Here is a 15,057-nt window from a genome sequence, read left to right as displayed (position 1 = left end):
GATCCATGACCCGAACCCCAGGGGTCCCCGGAGGTTCAGCAGCTGACCAGGAGCAGGGTCAGGGCCGAGCAGACGTGGACCGCGGAGTTGTTGCCCGGGTCCGGGTCGGCGGGGGCCAGGTCGACCAGGGCGGCCGTGACCGGGAGGCTGCCGCTCGCCAGGAGGCCGGCGTGCAGCGTCAGCTTCTTCGAGACGGTGGCGCCGGACGGGATCGCGCCGAGCGCGCAGACGGCGGTCCGGTTGGTCTTGTCGAGCGTGCAGCCGGACGCGGACGGCGCCGTGAACCCGGCCGGATAGCTGAACCACACCCGGGCGGCGCTGACGGCCGAGGGCCCGGTGTTGGTGACGTTCGCGGTGAACGTGGCCGCGTTGATGCCGAGCCCCTTGGGGGAGGCGTCCAGGGTCACGGAGAGGTCGGCCTGCGCGGGGTCGGCGCCGGCCGGGGCGGCGAGGCCGAGCGTGGCGAGGAGGGGCAGGAGCAGGGCGGGGGCGAGGCGGGCGGCTATGGGTCTGAGGCGTGACAAGGGGACTCCAGGCGAGGTCGGGGTGACATGGCTGCGCCGTCCCCAACAGGCCATCGGGGACGCCCAGTTGAGGGTGCGTCAACAGATTGTGACCGCTGGTCGCCGTTCCGGCAGGGTTTTCCGGCGGGGCGCGGGGATTGGCCGGATGTGGTGGGTTCAGCGCCCGGGCGGCCCGGTCCCCGGCCCCATGGCGACCCCCCGCCCCGCGTAGAACCGCTCAAGGTCGGTCCACGGGATGTGGACGAACTCCTGGGAACGGCCCTGGAATCCGGACGGATTGTGGAAGACCAGGGCGTCCTCGGTCGCCCCCACCGCGAGCACCAGATGGCCGCCCCGGCGCTCCGGGGCCGGCGCGAGCTCACGGATCGAGGGGTGGACGGACAGCATCAACAGGTGTCCGGACGCAATGAGTTGAGGGATCTCAGCCATCGGAAGATGCGGACGAGCCGCCGCTTGCAGGCCCCAGCGCGCGTGGGCGTACTCGGCGAACGGGGCGTAGATCAGCCCGTCGAGCCCGTCGTCGCGCCGGACGTACGCCCCCGCCGCCACGCACTCCTCGGCGAGCTCCATCGGCGTCGGCGCGGAGCCCTGCCAGTACTCCAGCGCCATCCGCAGACACGCCACTCCGCAGAGCCGCCACGACCACCAGGCGTACTCCTCGGGGGTCTCGGCCCCGTACTTCCGCCACAACGGATCCCGCGCCGCGTCGAGCGCCCCCGCGACGATCGCCTCCACCAGCTCGGGGGAGGCCCACTGGGAGTGGTAGGGGACGGGGTGGACGGTGCGGGGGTGGCGGTCGCTCATGGGGGGACTTTAGGGGGGCCGGCTTCTTCCCCACCCCGCCCCTTCCCGAGACCCTCCGGGGGTGGGATGTAACTGCGGACCGTCTCCCGGGGGCTCAGCCCCCGGACCCCCGTTCGCGCCCGAATGGCGCTCGTCCTCAAACGCCGGACGGGCTGGGTGTGCCTGCATGGGCGGCGTGCAAGGCGCCGGACGGGCTGTGCTGGCCAGGGCCCACCCTGCTAGGGGCGCGGGGAACTGCGCGACCGGCCACGCACGGTCCGCGGTCGAAGGCGGGTTAGGGGCGCGGGGAACTGCGCAATCAGCCGCACGGGGGCGGGCCCGCGCCCAAGGAAACCCACCCCGCTACGTGAGCTAATTGAGCATGGCCCGGGCCGCCCGAGCCCGGCGCCGAACCGATTCCGCGGTGGTCGGCTCCACCGGCTCCACCGCGTCCGCGTACTGGTCGAGTTCCGCCGCCCCCGCCAGGAATTCGCCGCGCTGGACCAGGAGTTGGGCCCGCTCGAAGCGCAGTCGGGCCGGGTGCGAGGGGAGCAGCAGGGAGAGCTCCACCGCCCACAGGGCGACGTCGCTGCGCTCCGGGCGGGCCGCGGCCCAGGCGCGGATGTTGTTCAGGATGCGCAGGATGACGTCCAGCGGGGCGGCCGGGGCCAGCATGGACTCGTCCAAAGGCGCGCCCGTCGCCCCCGCCACCAGGAGCTCCGCATCCGCGCCGGTCAGCAGCCGGCCCGCGTCGAACGGGTCGGCGAGCACCCGGTCCTCGCGCGGGCCGAAGCCCACCACGAAGTGGCCCGGCAGCGCCACCCCGTACACCGGCGCCCCGGCCCGCCGGGCCACCTCGATCCAGACCACCGAGAGCAGGATGGGCAGGCCCCGCCGGCGTCGGAGGACCTCGTGCAGCAGGGACGACTCCAGGCGCTGGTAGTCGGGCGGGCTGCCGTGGAAGCCGCAGGTGGCGCCGAGGAGTTCGGCCATCGCCAGGGCCCAGGGGCGGGAGCCCGTGAGGCCGTGGGGGAGCAGCCCGGCGAGCCGGTCCAGCTCGATGTGGGCGGTGTCGATGCCCCGCTGGCCGAGCGCGGGGTCGGCGACCGCGCCGAGCAGGAGGCAGAGCGTCACCACGTCGGGGCGCTCCGAGCGGGCCTCCTCGGCGAACTCCCGCTGCCAGTCGGTGCCTTCCGGATTCATGTCAGCCTCGTACCCGGTCAGTGAGATCGGAAGTGGTGGTAGCTGTGGTGCGTCGCGAAACCCTGGCCCTCGTAGAGCGCGCGGGCCCCGTCGTTGTCGGCCTCCACCTGGAGCCAGGCGGCCGACGCGCCCTCGTCCAGGGCGCGGCGGGCCAGCGCGGTCATGACGGCGGTCGCGAAGCCCTGGCGGCGCAGCGCCGGGTCCACCTCGACGGCCATGAAGCCCGCCCAGCGGCCGTCCACCACGCACCGCCCGATCGCCGCGGGCGCCGCCCCGTCGCCGGGGACCGAGGCGAACCACACCGAGGGGCCGCTGTTCAGGACCTTCAGGATGTGCTCGCCCGGGGTCGCCGACCGCTGGTAGCGGCTCAGCCACGCCTCGTCGACCGTGCGCTCCAGGCGAACCCGGGACACGTCCGCGTCCAGGTCGCCGATCGGCGCGAGCGCCGCGATCCGCACCTCGGCGCTCACCTCCCGCTCCCAGCCCGCCTCTTCAAGATCGGCGCAGAGCCGCTCCTGGGTGCCCGCGGCGCCCGTCGCGGTCTGGATGTACGCGGGAAGCCCGCGGGCCGCGTACCAGTCGCGTACGCGGGCGAGAGCGTCCGGCAGCGGGAGACCGGGGTCGCCCAGCGGCAGGACCGAGTTCGCCCGGCGGGTGAATCCGGCCGCGGCCCGCAGCGTCCACTCGCCGAGCCGCTCGCTCTCCACGGGCTGCCAGGCGCGCGCCAGGACCGGCGCGAGCTCCTCGAAGGAGGCGGCCGGACCGCGACGGCGGGCCGGCGCCGCGGGGACGACCTTGCCCGCGACGAGCGTGGACTCCTCGATGCGCACCGTCTCACCGCTCTTTCGTGTGATCGACAACACACCGTGGTCCCATGATGTGAGTACGCCGACCGTGTCCGTGAACAGGGAGCCTGGAGTTCCAGTGGAGCTCAGGCGCCGGACTGATACGCGTTTGCCCGTATCGGCAGCCGTAATTCGGACCTCAAGCCGTCCGCCGGTGGTGAATTCCACAGGTCTCTCCGCCCCTCCTGTTCGGATCGTGCCCCGAACCGGAGATACTAGGTGTGGGCATCGACGACGCCGCGCTCCCGCGCGCCACGTGGACGGAGCCGCAGATCGGCCCGCCGCGCCCTATCGAGGAGGAACGACAGCGTGACCTACGTCATCGCGCAGCCTTGTGTCGACGTCAAGGACAAGGCGTGTATCGAAGAGTGCCCGGTCGACTGCATCTACGAGGGCTCCCGGTCCTTGTACATCCACCCGGATGAATGCGTCGACTGTGGCGCCTGCGAGCCGGTGTGCCCGGTCGAGGCGATCTTCTACGAGGACGACACCCCGGACGAGTGGAAGGACTACTACAAGGCGAACGTCGAGTTCTTCGACGAGCTCGGCTCGCCCGGTGGCGCCTCCAAGCTCGGCCTGATCGAGCGGGACCACCCCTTCATCGCAGCGCTGCCGCCGCAGAACGGCTGATCGCGCTTCCCCGGTCCCCGTACGGCTCAGCTGCCGTGCGGGGCCGCGGTGTTTCCCGGCCCGGCCGCCCGCAGACCGTACGTACGAGAAAGTGAGCCCCTTTCGTGAGCGCAGTCTCCTCGCGCCTTCCCGTCTTCCCCTGGGACAAGCTGGAGCCGTACAAGGCGACGGCCGCGGCCCACCCGGACGGCATCGTGGACCTCTCGGTCGGCACGCCCGTCGACCCGGTCCCCGAGCTCGTGCAGCGGGCCCTGACCGGGGCCGCGAACTCGCCGGGCTATCCGACGGTGTGGGGCACGCCCGCGCTGCGGGACGCGATCAAGGGGTGGCTGGAGAAGCGCCTCGGCGCGCGCTCCGTCGAGCACACCAACATCCTGCCGGTGGTCGGCTCCAAGGAACTGGTGGCCTGGCTGCCCACCCAGCTCGGCCTCGGCGTGGGTGACCAGGTGGCCTACCCGCGGCTGGCGTACCCGACGTACGAGGTCGGCGCGCGCCTCTGCGGCGCGGAGGCCGTCGTCTACGACGACCCCTGCGAGCTCGACCCCACGAACCTCAAGCTGCTCTGGCTCAACTCGCCATCCAACCCGACCGGCCGGGTCCTGGCCAAGGACGAGCTCGTACGCATCGTGGCGTGGGCCCGCGAGCACGGCGTGCTGATCTTCTCGGACGAGTGCTACCTGGAGCTGGGCTGGGAGGCCGAGCCCGTCTCGGTGCTGCACCCTGACGTGTGCGGCGGCAGCTACGAGGGCATCGTGGCCGTCCACTCGCTGTCCAAGCGCTCCAACCTGGCCGGCTACCGGGCCGCGTTCATCGCCGGTGACGCGGCCGTGCTCGGCGAGCTGCTCCAGATCCGCAAGCACGGCGGCATGATGACCGCGGCCCCCGTGCAGGCGGCCACCGTCGCGGCGCTTGGCGACGACGCGCACGTACAGGAACAGCGGGCGCGGTACGCGGCGCGGCGGGCGGCGCTGCGCGAGGCCCTGGTCAAGCACGGCTTCCGCATCGAGCACAGCGAGGCCAGCCTCTACCTGTGGGCGACCCGCGACGAGGGCTGCTGGGAGACGGTGGCCCACCTCGCCGAGCTCGGCATCCTGGTGGCGCCCGGGGACTTCTACGGCGAGGCGGGCGAGCGTTTCGTACGGGTCGCGTTCACGGCGACCGACGAGCGCGTCGAGGCGGCCGTGAAGCGGCTCGGGCAGTAGCCCGCAGGCGTACGCACACGAAGGGGCCCGGGGAGTCTGCACTCCCCGGGCCCCTTCGCATCACCTGACGCCGTGGGTCAGCCGCCGATCGGCAGGCCCTTCAGCGGGAGCTGGTCGGTGCTCGGCAGGCCCGGGGTGGGCACGCCCTGCGGGGTGGGGAGGCCGCCCTGGGTGGCGGTCTGGGTGGCCGAGCCGAGGATCTCGCCCGCGCTGCCCGTCGCGTCACCGGCCGCCTTCTGCGCGGCCGGAGTGGCAACCTTGCCCGCCTGTCCGACCGTCTTGCCCGCCATCGGTACGGCCTTCTTGACGGTGGCGGCGCCCGTGTCGCCGGCCAGGCCGGTGGCCTTCTGGGCCACCCCGTCGACGGTGTTGCTGACCGAGCTGGGGTCCATCTGGGTCAGGCCGCCGAGGTTCGGGGCGGCCTGGGGAAGTTCCACGGCGCTTGCGGAGCCGGCCGCACCGACCACGGGCGCTGCACCTGCCGCGATGAGCAGCGCGGCGCGGGCGATCCGACGGGTCAGGGGGAGGGACATGATGCTCCTTCAGACGGGTTGGAAATGTGTGACTGTCCGGCGTTCGGACGCAGTGACAACCGCCGTGAGGGGAGGAGAGGTTGCGGTGCCCATGGGTAAAGAGTTCGTAATGCGTCGCATTATCTACTCTGGATAAAAACGGGCAAATGAATCACCGCGGCGTTCCCTGATTGACTGTCAGATCCCTTTGTTCTCAAGGGAATTGACGATTCTGCGGATCGGCATCCGGACGCGGGTGCGAAAGTGCACGCCGGGAATGGCGGGGTACTTCGGTCGAGTGCCTTGCCGAACGGACGGCCGGTTATGGCGCGAGGGTGATCCGTACCTCTTGCGTACCGTCCCCCGAAGAGCCGGCGGCGGAACCCTGCCCGGTGGAGGCGGGGACCGTCGCGGCGGCGGGGGCCTTGGACCAGCCGTCGGCCGAGTCGTCCGCGCTCCAGGCGCGGCCGGCGTAGGTGACCCGCGCGATGTGCAGCGAGGAGGCCCGGGCGACCGCCCAGTGCGCCAGCGCCCAGCCGCGCTGCTCCCGGTCGGCGCCCGCCGCGGCCGTGCCCTCGGTGACGCGCACCGGCACGGCGACGTCGTGGCCCGCGCCGGCCGGCTGCTCGGCCGCGACCGTGCCCTCGCCGAACGCCTTCGTCAGGCCTGCGCGCACCTGCGCGGGGTCGCCCGGCCGCACGTTCTTGGCGACCGTGCAGGTCAGGGAGGCGGACTCGCGGCCGGTCAGCGCGGCCGTCAGGACCGCCGCGTCCGGCTCGTGCTTCGCGTACGCCTGCGGGAAGGCGCTGCGCTGCACCTTCTGCGCGGCCACGGTCAGCGGGAGCCGCGAGTAGCCCGGGACCTCGGCGAGGTGCTTGTAGAACTTCCCGGCCGAGTAGACCGGATCCATGATCTGCTCGGCGTTGCCCCAGCCCTGCGAGGGCCGCTGCTGGAACAGGCCGAGCGAGTCCCGGTCGCCGTGGCTCAGATTGCGCAGCCCCGACTCCTGGAGCGCGGTCGCCAGCGCGATCGTCACCGCCCGCTCCGGCATCCCGTGCGAGATGCCGACGGCCGTGATCGTCGCCGCGTTCTCGGCCTGCTCGGGGCTCATCTCGAACGTGGCCCCCTGCCCGTCGCCCGTCCCCGCCACGCATCTGGGCGCGCCCGGACCCCCGCTCACGTACTGCACCACCAGATATCCGGCGATCGCGAGCAGCACCGCGAGGGCCGCTCCGATACGGAGGAGGCGGCCGCGTCGGGAGGGGCGCGGGAGGTCGATGGGCTCGGACACGGTGCCCACCGTACTGGAGCGCGAAGGGAGCCTCACCGGTGGAGTTAGGGTCGGCTCCATGGCCGATACCACCCTGGATCTCACCGCGGACGCGCCCTCGCTGACCGCTCAGCTCGTCGACTTCGCCTCCGTGAGCGGCGAGGAGAAGCCCCTCGCGGACGCCATCGAGCGCGAGCTGCGCAAGCTGGCGCACCTCACCGTCGACCGGCACGGCAACAACATCGTGGCCCGCACGAACCTGGGCCGGGCCGAGCGGATCATCCTGGCCGGGCACATCGACACCGTGCCCATCGCGGACAACGTGCCCTCCCGCCTCGACGAGGACGGCGTGCTGTGGGGCTGCGGCACGAGCGACATGAAGTCGGGCGTGGCGGTACAGCTCAGGATCGCCCGGACGGTGACCGCGCCCAACCGGGACCTGACCTTCGTGTTCTACGACAACGAAGAGGTCGCGGCCCACCTCAACGGCCTCGGCAAGATCGCCGAGGCCCACCCCGAGTGGCTTCGGGGCGACTTCGCGGTGCTGCTCGAACCCTCCGACACCGAGGTCGAGGGCGGCTGCCAGGGCACGCTGCGGGTCCTGCTGAAGACCCGGGGCGAGCGCGCCCACTCCGCGCGCAGCTGGATGGGCTCCAACGCCATCCACACGGCCGCGCCCATCCTCGCGAAGCTGGCCGCCTACGAGCCGCGCCGCCCGGTGATCGACGGCCTGGAGTACCACGAGGGCCTCAACGCGGTACGCATCGAGGGCGGCGTCGCCGGCAACGTGCTCCCGGACGAGTGCACGGTCGTCGTCAACTACCGGTACGCGCCCGACATCACGGGTGAGCAGGCCGTCGCCCACGTCCGCGAGGTCTTCGCGGACTGCGACATCGCCGAATTCGTCATCGACGACCACTCGGGGGCCGCGCTGCCCGGGCTCTCCCACCCGGCGGCGGCCGCCTTCATGGCGGCGGTCGGCGGCACCGCGCGGCCCAAGTTCGGCTGGACCGACGTCTCGCGCTTCGGCGACCTCGGCGTGCCCGCCGTCAACTACGGGCCCGGCGACGCGCTCCTGGCCCACAAGCGCAACGAACACGTCGTGGTGGACCGGATCACGCAGTGCGAGCGGCGGCTGTACGCCTGGCTGACCGACTGAGCCTTCTTTCAAGGCTTCGGTAGTGGGGTGGCCTGCCTGAATTCCGCCATTCGTAACGTTCGTCGACCTACCCTGGCTGAGCACGCGCAACATCGTCAGCGGAGGGAGCACGGCATGGCCAACCCCGAGGGAAGCCCGTTTCCGGCGGAGCAGCGGCTGGAACAAAGGCTCGGACCAGTGCTGCGCCGCCGCGATCAGGTGCAGGCCGGCACCACCGACCAGCGCCTCCTGGACTCCGAGGGCGACTCCCAGTGGGTGCACACCGACCCCTGGCGGGTCATGCGCATCCAGTCCGAGTTCGTCGAAGGCTTCGGCGCGCTGGCCGAACTGCCCAGCGCCATCAGCGTGTTCGGCTCGGCCCGCACACCGGCCGGCTCGCCCGAGTACGAGGCGGGCGTGCGGATCGGGCGGGCCCTGGTCGACGCGGGCTTCGCCGTGATCACCGGCGGCGGGCCCGGCGCGATGGAGGCCGCGAACCGCGGCGCGAGGGAGGCCAACGGCATCTCCGTCGGCCTCGGCATCGAGCTCCCCTTCGAGCAGGGGCTCAACCCGCACGTCGACATCGGGATCAACTTCCGCTACTTCTTCGTGCGCAAGACCATGTTCGTCAAGTACGCGCAGGGCTTCGTCGTGCTGCCGGGCGGACTCGGCACCCTGGACGAGCTGTTCGAGGCCCTGACCCTGGTCCAGACCCGCAAGGTCACCCGCTTCCCGATCGTGCTGTTCGGCACGGAGTACTGGGGCGGGCTCGTGGACTGGCTGCGCAACACCGTGGTCGGCCAGGGCAAGGCCTCCGCGGGCGACCTCCTGCTGTTCCACGTCACCGACGACGTGGACGAGGCGGTCGCGCTGGTCACCAAGGAGACCGGGCGCTAGCCGCGCCCTAGGCGAGTCCCCGGCGGGCCACCGCCGGGGGGCGGTGCCCGGCGATCGAGGCCACCATGTCCAGGACCTGCCGGGTCTCCGCCACCTCGTGGACGCGGTAGACCCGCGCACCGAGCCACGCGGACACCGCCGTCGTCGCCAGCGTCCCGATCACCCGCTCCTTCACCGGCCGGTCCAGCGTCTCGCCCACGAAGTCCTTGTTGGACAGCGAGACCAGGACCGGCCACCCGGTGTCGGTCATCTCCTGGAGGCGCCGCGTCGCCTCCAGGCTGTGCCGGGTGTTCTTCCCGAAGTCGTGGCCGGGGTCGATCATGATCCCGTCGGGCCGCACGCCCAGCTCCACGGCCCGCTCCGCGAGGCCCACGGTGACCCGCAGGATGTCCGCCACCACGTCGTCGTACGCGATCCGGTGCGGCCGGGTGCGCGGCTCCACACCGCCCGCGTGGGTGCACACCAGACCGGCCCCGTAGCGCGCCGCGACCTCGGCGAGCTTCGGGTCGACGCCGCCCCACGCGTCGTTCAGGACGTCCGCGCCGGCCTCGCAGACCGCCGCGCCCACGTCGTGCCGCCAGGTGTCCACGCTGATGACGACGTCGGGGAACCGCCTGCGCACCTCGGCCACGAAGCCGACCGTGCGCCGCGCCTCCTCCTCGGCGGTGACCTCGTCACCGGGGCCCGCCTTCACCCCGCCGATGTCGATGATGGCCGCGCCCTCGGCCACCGCCTGCTCCACGCGGGCGAGCGCGGGCTCGTCGTGGAAGGTCGCACCCTGGTCGTAGAAGGAGTCGGGGGTCCGGTTCACGATGGCCATCACCACCGGTTCGTACGCGGCGAATTCGCGTCGTCCCAGCCGCAGCGTGCCGCGGTCCGTTCCGCTGTGCATCCCCTGTGTCCTTTGCTGTGGTCCGGGCCGTTGTCCGCCTGCGACCCTAACTGTCAGTGCCGCATGGCACGATCGGACCCGAACGGTTTCCGGCGTCGGGAAGAGGCTCGCTCGTGTTCTGGTTCTTGCTGATCGCGATGGTCGTCGTGGTCGCCGCCGTGACCCTCGCCGTGGTGGGCGGAGGTGGCGACGACGGCGCGGTGCTGCCGGACACCGAGCCGGAGCACCTGGTGGACCCGCTGCCCGAGCACCGCCCGGTGGCCCGGGCCGACGTGGAGGCGCTGCGCATCCCGGTGGTCCTTCGGGGCTACCGGATGGCGGACGTCGACGACGTGCTGAGCAGGCTGAGCGCGGAGCTCGCCGAGCGGGACGCACGGATCACCGAGCTCCAGACCACCCTCGAAGGCAGCCGGAAGCGCCTCGTCGCCGGCGGCCAGAGCCCCGCGCCGCAGGACCCCGCCGCACAAGACCCCGCGACCGAGCCGTCCGACGAGGAACCCCGGCGATGAGCGGCGCGATCCCCGGCCCCGACGGCCTGCTGCGCTGCCCCTGGGGGCTTTCCGCCGAGGACTACGTGGCGTACCACGACACCGAGTGGGGCCGTCCGGTGCACGGCGACGACGCGCTGTACGAGCGGCTCTGCCTGGAGGCCTTCCAGTCGGGGCTCTCCTGGATCACGATCCTGCGCCGCCGCGAGGGCTTCCGGCGGGCCTTCGCCGACTTCAGGATCGCGGCGGTCGCGGAGTTCACCGACGCCGACGAGGAGCGGCTGCTCGGCGACGCGGGCATCATCCGCAACCGCCTCAAGATCGGGGCGACGATCGCCAACGCGCAGGCGCTCGCCGCCTGGTCGCCCGGCGAGCTGGACGCCCTCATCTGGTCGTACGCCCCGGACCCGGCGACCCGCCCGGCCCCCCGCACGCTGTCCGAAGTCCCGGCCGTCACCGACGAGTCGACGGCCCTGTCCAAGGCACTGAAGAAGCGCGGCCTGCGCTTCATCGGCCCGACGACGGCGTACGCCCTGATGCAGGCGTGCGGCCTGGTCGACGACCACCTCGTGGACTGCGTGGCCCGGGGCGGCGCCTGAACCGTCCCGGGCTCGAACCGCCCGGCTCAGCGGCCGACGTACTTCGGCTTCTCCTTGGCGAGGAACGCGGCCACCGCGATGGCGTGGTCCTCGGAGGCGCCCGCCTTCGTCTGGAGCTCGTCCTCCTTCTCCAGCGCCTCGGCCAGCGTGTGGCCCGCACCGTAGGCCAGCGACTCCTTGAGCGCGCCGTACGCCACGGTCGGACCCGCCGCCAGCGTGCGGGCCACCGCGAGGGCCTCGGCGGCCAGCTCGGCGGCCGGCACGACCTTGTTGACCAGGCCGATCTCGTACGCCTCCGACGCGGAGATCGAGCGCGGGAACAGCAGCAGGTCGGCCGCGCGGGACTGGCCGATCAGGCGCGGCAGCGTCCACGAGACGCCCGAGTCGGCGGTCAGGGCGACGCCGGCGAACGAGGTGTTGAACGCGGACGTGTCCGCGACCACCCGGTAGTCCGCGGCCAGCGCGAAGCCGAGCCCGGCGCCCGCCGCCACGCCGTTGACGCCTGCCACCACGGGCTTCGGCATCTCGGTGAGCGCCTTCAGGATCGGGTTGTAGTGCTCCTGCACGGTGCTCATGGTCTGCCCCGTGCCCGCCTCGCGGTCCGCCGTCAGGGAAGCGACGTGCTCCTTGAGGTCCTGCCCGACACAGAACGCCCGGCCGGTCGCGGTCAGCAGTACGGCCCGTACCGCCGGGTCCGAGGCGGCGGCCCGCACCGCCTCGCGGAGGGCGACCTTCGCCTCCGTGTTCATGGCGTTCATGGCCTCGGGCCGGTTGATCGTGATCGTCGCGAGCCCGTCGCTCACCTCGTACAGCACGGTGTCGGCCATGGTGGGATCCCCTCCGTCGCGGATGCTTCTGCGGTGTCGTATCCGCTCAGCATGGCGGAGATCGCGAGTGGTGGGCATGTGACCTGCGTCAAACAATCGGGGCGCGGGGAGGAACGCGCGGCGGCGAAGTATCGCAGGCGGATCGCCGAATTGAGTGGTTTTGATAGAGCGCGTTGCTCAAGCGATGCAGACCGATGTTGGTCATCGGGTCCTGCGATGCGGGATAATGACCTGGAAGCAATGTGTTCGATGCCGTGACGCGTGCCCAATCCCGGGGGCCGTCGGCTGACGATGAGCTGGTTTCAGGAAGGGGAACGAGCATGGCGGCCATGAAGCCGCGGACGGGCGACGGCCCGCTCGAGGTGACCAAGGAGGGGCGGGGCATTGTCATGCGCGTTCCGCTCGAAGGCGGCGGTCGGCTTGTCGTCGAGCTGACTCCGGACGAGGCCGATGCACTCGGCGATGCCCTGAAGAAGGTCGTCGGCTGAGTTAGCGGGTTCGACCCAGACTCTTCACCGCCCCGGTTCGGTACGCACGTGAGTGCGTGCCGTGCCGGGGCGGTGTTGTGCGTGCGGGGCCGTGCGGGAGCGGGCGGCCGGTCAGCCGCGGCGCACCGCGCAGAGCAGTCCGTCGCCGACCGGAAGCAGCGACTCCACGAGCTCCGTGCTCTCGCGCACCGTGCGCAGCAGTTCGCGCAGCCGCAGCACCTCGGCCGGCTGGACCCCCGAATCGACCGTACGGCCATCGGCGAAGACGCCCTCGAAGCAGACGATCCCGCCCGGTCGTAGCAGGCGCAACGATTCAGCGAGCACGTCCAGGGACTCCATGCGGTCGCCGTCGCAGAACACCAGGTCGTACCCGCCGTCCGCGAGCCGCGGCAGGACGTCCAGGGCCGGGCCGGGGATGAACCGGGCCCGGTTGCCCGCGAAGCCGGCGGCGCGGAACGCCTGCTTGGCGAACTGCTGGCGGTCCGGCTCCGGGTCGACGGTGGTCAGCACGCCGTCCGGACGCAGGCCCTGCAGAAGGTAGATGCCGGAGACGCCGGTGCCGGTGCCGATCTCCGCGACCGCCTTCGCGTCCGCCGTGGCAGCGAGCAGCCGCAGCGCGGCGCCTGTCCCCGGGGACACCGAACGCAGGCCTGCCTCCCGGGCCCGGTCACGGGCCCAGCGCAGCGCGTCGTCCTCGGCGACAAAGGCGTCCGCGAACGCCCAGCTCGTCTGCCGGTTGGCGGTAATGGCCCTCTCCTGTCCCCTGTGTTGGCGCAACGGTGACTGTATCCGCTGGAGTCGGGAACCCGCAGATGGGACCGCGCGTTATGGAGGGCAGGGGGAACCGCGGGGGAGCGCATGGACACGTTCGGGGAACAGGGCCGGAAGCCGGTCCCAAATGCACGTAAAGATTCTTATCCGGAGCTAACGGGCGAGGTGGCTATGGTAGGGGCTCCACTGGACACCACCAGAGCCGACAGGGGAGGTGCGGCTGCGCCTGTGGATCGGGGAGGAGTGCTGCGGCGCTTTCTCAGGTCGGCGGGTGAGCCGAAATCCGTGACCAACATTGCTGACCGTTCCCGCGCTACCAGCTCCGCAACCACCGCGACCTTCGCCGACGCGGATTCCCAGGCGTGGACTCCCCCTTCGTGGGAGGAGATCGTCAGCACGCACAGCGGCCGGGTCTACCGCCTCGCCTACCGCCTGACGGGAAACCAGCACGATGCGGAGGACCTCACGCAAGAGGTCTTCGTCCGCGTCTTCCGCTCCTTGTCGACGTACACGCCGGGCACGTTCGAGGGCTGGCTGCACCGCATCACCACCAACCTCTTCCTGGACATGGTGCGCCGCCGCCAGCGCATCCGTTTCGACGCGCTCGGCGACGACGCGGCGGAGCGGCTGCCCAGCCGCGAGCCCAACCCCCAACAGGTCTTCAACGACGCCCACTTCGACGCCGACGTCCAGCAGGCGCTCGACACCCTCGCGCCCGAGTTCCGCGCGGCCGTCGTCCTGTGTGACATCGAGGGCCTCTCGTACGAGGAGATCGCGGCCACCCTCGGAGTGAAGCTCGGCACCGTCCGCAGCCGGATCCACCGCGGCCGCTCCCACCTGCGCAAGGCCCTCCAGCACCGTTCGCCCGAAGCCCGCGCCGAGCAGCAGCGCGCGCTGGCGGGGGTGGCGCCGGGAGCTCTCGGGGTGGCCGGAGAGGGGACGGCGTGAGTGGTACGGGTCCCACCCCGGCGGAACAGCACCTCGGGGACCGGCTCGCGGCCCTGGTCGACGGCGAGCTGAACCACGATGCCCGCGAGCGCGTCCTGTCCCACCTCGCGACCTGCGCCAAGTGCAAGGCGGAGGCCGACGCCCAGCGCAACCTGAAGAACGTCTTCGCCCGGGCGGCCCCGCCGCCGCCCTCCGAAGGCTTCCTCGCCCGGCTCCAGGGACTGCCCGGCGGGCCCACCGGATCCGGGGGTGACGACGACGATTCACCGTTCGGCGGGGGGCGCCAGGCCGACGGGTTCTTCGGAGGAATCGGGGTGCTGACCCCCACCGCGGGCGGCCCCGGGGACCCGCGCGTTCCCCGCTCGGGCGGCTTCGGCTACGTCCCGGTCGGCTCCCATGCGGCGGTTCTGCCCGACGGGCTGAGCGGCGGCTTCCGCATCCACGAGGTGGGCAGGGCCGAGCAGGACCGCTCGGGCTCGGCATGGCGCGGCCGCAGATTCGCGTTCGCCGCCGCCAGTGCCGTGTCCCTGGCGGCGATCGCGCTCGGTGGCACCCTGCCGCTGGGCTCGACGTCCGGCGCCCGCGCGGCGGGCAGCGGCAGCAATGTCGTCCCGATCCGCTCCAACTCCCCGGCGCCGAGCGGCAGTTCGGCCGAGGACCGCCGTCGCGGCGGCGCCGCGGCAAGCCTCCTTTCGGCCATGTCCGCACAGCCCACGGCCCCGGCCCCGCGCGGCCTGAGCGGCATGCCCGCGCAGAACGGGCCCGTCCAGCAGCTGGGCGGCGCGTTCCCGGCGGCCCGGCTGAACGGCTCGTCCCTGCCCCCGTTGATACGGCCGGCGGTGGCGACGCTCCCGCTCACCACGACGGACCTCACGACCGGAGTGCTCGCCGTCACGCCGTCGGCGCCCCTGGCGGCGCCGACGCAGCTGGCGGCTCCGATCGCCTCCGGGCTCCCGCTCACCGCCCGGCGCTGACCGCGCCCTGCCCTCGCCCCCGGCAACCTGGTTGAATCCGGGGGAGGGGTGCTCGTCGGAGCACGC

At 72.3% G+C, this 15,057-nt stretch carries 18 protein-coding genes; 9 read left to right on the top strand and 9 right to left on the bottom strand.

The genetic code is table 11. The features are described 5' to 3' along the window. Nucleotides 1–35: 35 nt before the first annotated feature. The 4 genes from OHA17_RS14135 to OHA17_RS14120 form a co-directional block, all read right to left on the bottom strand. Entirely contained in the window at nt 36–524 is a 489-nt protein-coding gene (locus OHA17_RS14135) for a hypothetical protein (protein WP_406506954.1), read from the bottom strand. A gap of 156 nt (nt 525–680) precedes the next feature. Continuing rightward, nucleotides 681–1,328, bottom strand: coding sequence for a C39 family peptidase (locus OHA17_RS14130; protein WP_406506953.1), 648 nt, complete (start codon nt 1,326–1,328; stop codon nt 681–683). A gap of 351 nt (nt 1,329–1,679) precedes the next feature. Then, nucleotides 1,680–2,510, bottom strand: coding sequence for a transglutaminase-like domain-containing protein (locus tag OHA17_RS14125; RefSeq protein WP_406506952.1), 831 nt, complete (start codon nt 2,508–2,510; stop codon nt 1,680–1,682). A gap of 17 nt (nt 2,511–2,527) precedes the next feature. After that, nucleotides 2,528–3,523 (bottom strand): GNAT family N-acetyltransferase, encoded by a 996-nt coding sequence (locus tag OHA17_RS14120; RefSeq protein ID WP_406506951.1) that lies wholly within the window; start codon nt 3,521–3,523, stop codon nt 2,528–2,530. 141 nt (nt 3,524–3,664) lie between these two features. Here OHA17_RS14120 and fdxA point away from each other — a divergent pair, with 141 nt between their 5' ends. Further along, a complete protein-coding gene (gene fdxA / locus OHA17_RS14115; RefSeq protein WP_018845645.1) occupies nt 3,665–3,985 on the top strand; it encodes a ferredoxin in 321 nt (106 codons plus the stop codon). Nucleotides 3,986–4,089: 104 nt separating this feature from the next. Continuing rightward, the gene (dapC, locus tag OHA17_RS14110; RefSeq protein ID WP_406506950.1) at nt 4,090–5,187 is read left to right on the top strand and encodes a succinyldiaminopimelate transaminase; all 1,098 of its coding nucleotides are present in this window, start codon (nt 4,090–4,092) and stop codon (nt 5,185–5,187) included. A 77-nt stretch (nt 5,188–5,264) separates the two neighbouring features. Here the strand turns inward: dapC and OHA17_RS14105 are convergent, their stop codons facing one another. Both OHA17_RS14105 and OHA17_RS14100 read right to left on the bottom strand, forming a co-directional pair. Next, nucleotides 5,265–5,720, bottom strand: a complete 456-nt coding sequence (locus OHA17_RS14105; RefSeq protein ID WP_406506949.1) for an ATP-binding protein — start codon at nt 5,718–5,720, stop codon at nt 5,265–5,267. A gap of 301 nt (nt 5,721–6,021) precedes the next feature. Beyond that, nucleotides 6,022–6,999, bottom strand: a complete 978-nt coding sequence (locus OHA17_RS14100) for a hypothetical protein (protein WP_406510710.1) — start codon at nt 6,997–6,999, stop codon at nt 6,022–6,024. A gap of 49 nt (nt 7,000–7,048) precedes the next feature. On the opposite strand from OHA17_RS14100, the gene dapE reads away from it, so the two are divergent. Continuing rightward, on the top strand, nt 7,049–8,128 hold the full coding sequence (gene dapE / locus OHA17_RS14095) for a succinyl-diaminopimelate desuccinylase (RefSeq protein ID WP_406506948.1): 1,080 nt from the start codon (nt 7,049–7,051) through the stop codon (nt 8,126–8,128). Nucleotides 8,129–8,242: 114 nt separating this feature from the next. Then, the gene (locus OHA17_RS14090; RefSeq protein WP_053729953.1) at nt 8,243–9,004 is read left to right on the top strand and encodes a TIGR00730 family Rossman fold protein; all 762 of its coding nucleotides are present in this window, start codon (nt 8,243–8,245) and stop codon (nt 9,002–9,004) included. Nucleotides 9,005–9,011: 7 nt separating this feature from the next. Here the strand turns inward: OHA17_RS14090 and folP are convergent, their stop codons facing one another. After that, on the bottom strand, nt 9,012–9,896 hold the full coding sequence (gene folP, locus OHA17_RS14085; protein ID WP_398876324.1) for a dihydropteroate synthase: 885 nt from the start codon (nt 9,894–9,896) through the stop codon (nt 9,012–9,014). Between the two features lie 113 nt (nt 9,897–10,009). Between folP and OHA17_RS14080 the strand changes: the two genes are divergently transcribed. Continuing rightward, a complete protein-coding gene (locus OHA17_RS14080; protein ID WP_406506947.1) occupies nt 10,010–10,405 on the top strand; it encodes a hypothetical protein in 396 nt (131 codons plus the stop codon). Beyond that, nucleotides 10,402–10,983 carry a DNA-3-methyladenine glycosylase I gene (locus tag OHA17_RS14075; RefSeq protein WP_406506946.1) on the top strand — a complete coding sequence of 194 codons (582 nt, stop codon included), beginning with the start codon at nt 10,402–10,404 and terminating at the stop codon, nt 10,981–10,983. Before OHA17_RS14080 ends, OHA17_RS14075 begins: the two co-directional genes overlap by 4 nt. Nucleotides 10,984–11,009: 26 nt before the next feature. Here the strand turns inward: OHA17_RS14075 and OHA17_RS14070 are convergent, their stop codons facing one another. Next, nucleotides 11,010–11,810, bottom strand: coding sequence for an enoyl-CoA hydratase/isomerase family protein (locus OHA17_RS14070; RefSeq protein ID WP_053729949.1), 801 nt, complete (start codon nt 11,808–11,810; stop codon nt 11,010–11,012). A 320-nt stretch (nt 11,811–12,130) separates the two neighbouring features. Here OHA17_RS14070 and OHA17_RS14065 point away from each other — a divergent pair, with 320 nt between their 5' ends. Beyond that, nucleotides 12,131–12,298, top strand: coding sequence for a DUF3117 domain-containing protein (locus tag OHA17_RS14065; RefSeq protein ID WP_003966491.1), 168 nt, complete (start codon nt 12,131–12,133; stop codon nt 12,296–12,298). A gap of 111 nt (nt 12,299–12,409) precedes the next feature. On the opposite strand, the gene OHA17_RS14060 is transcribed toward OHA17_RS14065, so the two are convergent. After that, nucleotides 12,410–13,075: an O-methyltransferase gene (locus tag OHA17_RS14060; RefSeq protein ID WP_053729948.1), complete on the bottom strand. Its 666-nt coding sequence runs from the start codon at nt 13,073–13,075 to the stop codon at nt 12,410–12,412. 165 nt (nt 13,076–13,240) lie between these two features. Here OHA17_RS14060 and sigE point away from each other — a divergent pair, with 165 nt between their 5' ends. Together sigE and OHA17_RS14050 are read left to right on the top strand one after the other, a co-directional pair. Then, on the top strand, nt 13,241–14,017 hold the full coding sequence (sigE, locus tag OHA17_RS14055) for an RNA polymerase sigma factor SigE (protein WP_199827105.1): 777 nt from the start codon (nt 13,241–13,243) through the stop codon (nt 14,015–14,017). Next, nucleotides 14,014–14,991, top strand: a complete 978-nt coding sequence (locus tag OHA17_RS14050; protein WP_406506945.1) for a zf-HC2 domain-containing protein — start codon at nt 14,014–14,016, stop codon at nt 14,989–14,991. Before sigE ends, OHA17_RS14050 begins: the two co-directional genes overlap by 4 nt. Nucleotides 14,992–15,057: the final 66 nt, after the last annotated feature.

The organism is Streptomyces sp. NBC_00212, assembly GCF_045206365.1.
GTDB lineage: Bacteria > Actinomycetota > Actinomycetes > Streptomycetales > Streptomycetaceae > Streptomyces.
The sequence above is the reverse complement of the archived record's forward strand: the minus strand, read 5'-3'. Positions and strand labels throughout refer to the sequence as shown.

Bases quoted from the DNA above. Each gene is read 5' to 3' on its own strand.
- sigE (WP_199827105.1), top strand. From the start codon at position 13,241: ATGGTAGGGGCTCCACTGGACACCACCAGAGCCGACAGGGGAGGTGCG.
- dapE (WP_406506948.1), top strand. From the start codon at position 7,049: ATGGCCGATACCACCCTGGATCTCACCGCGGACGCGCCCTCGCTGACC.
- OHA17_RS14125 (WP_406506952.1), bottom strand. From the start codon at position 2,510: ATGAATCCGGAAGGCACCGACTGGCAGCGGGAGTTCGCCGAGGAGGCC.
- OHA17_RS14070 (WP_053729949.1), bottom strand. From the start codon at position 11,810: ATGGCCGACACCGTGCTGTACGAGGTGAGCGACGGGCTCGCGACGATC.
- folP (WP_398876324.1), bottom strand. From the start codon at position 9,896: ATGCACAGCGGAACGGACCGCGGCACGCTGCGGCTGGGACGACGCGAA.
- OHA17_RS14090 (WP_053729953.1), top strand. From the start codon at position 8,243: ATGGCCAACCCCGAGGGAAGCCCGTTTCCGGCGGAGCAGCGGCTGGAA.
- OHA17_RS14075 (WP_406506946.1), top strand. From the start codon at position 10,402: ATGAGCGGCGCGATCCCCGGCCCCGACGGCCTGCTGCGCTGCCCCTGG.
- OHA17_RS14130 (WP_406506953.1), bottom strand. From the start codon at position 1,328: ATGAGCGACCGCCACCCCCGCACCGTCCACCCCGTCCCCTACCACTCC.
- OHA17_RS14105 (WP_406506949.1), bottom strand. From the start codon at position 5,720: ATGTCCCTCCCCCTGACCCGTCGGATCGCCCGCGCCGCGCTGCTCATC.
- OHA17_RS14065 (WP_003966491.1), top strand. From the start codon at position 12,131: ATGGCGGCCATGAAGCCGCGGACGGGCGACGGCCCGCTCGAGGTGACC.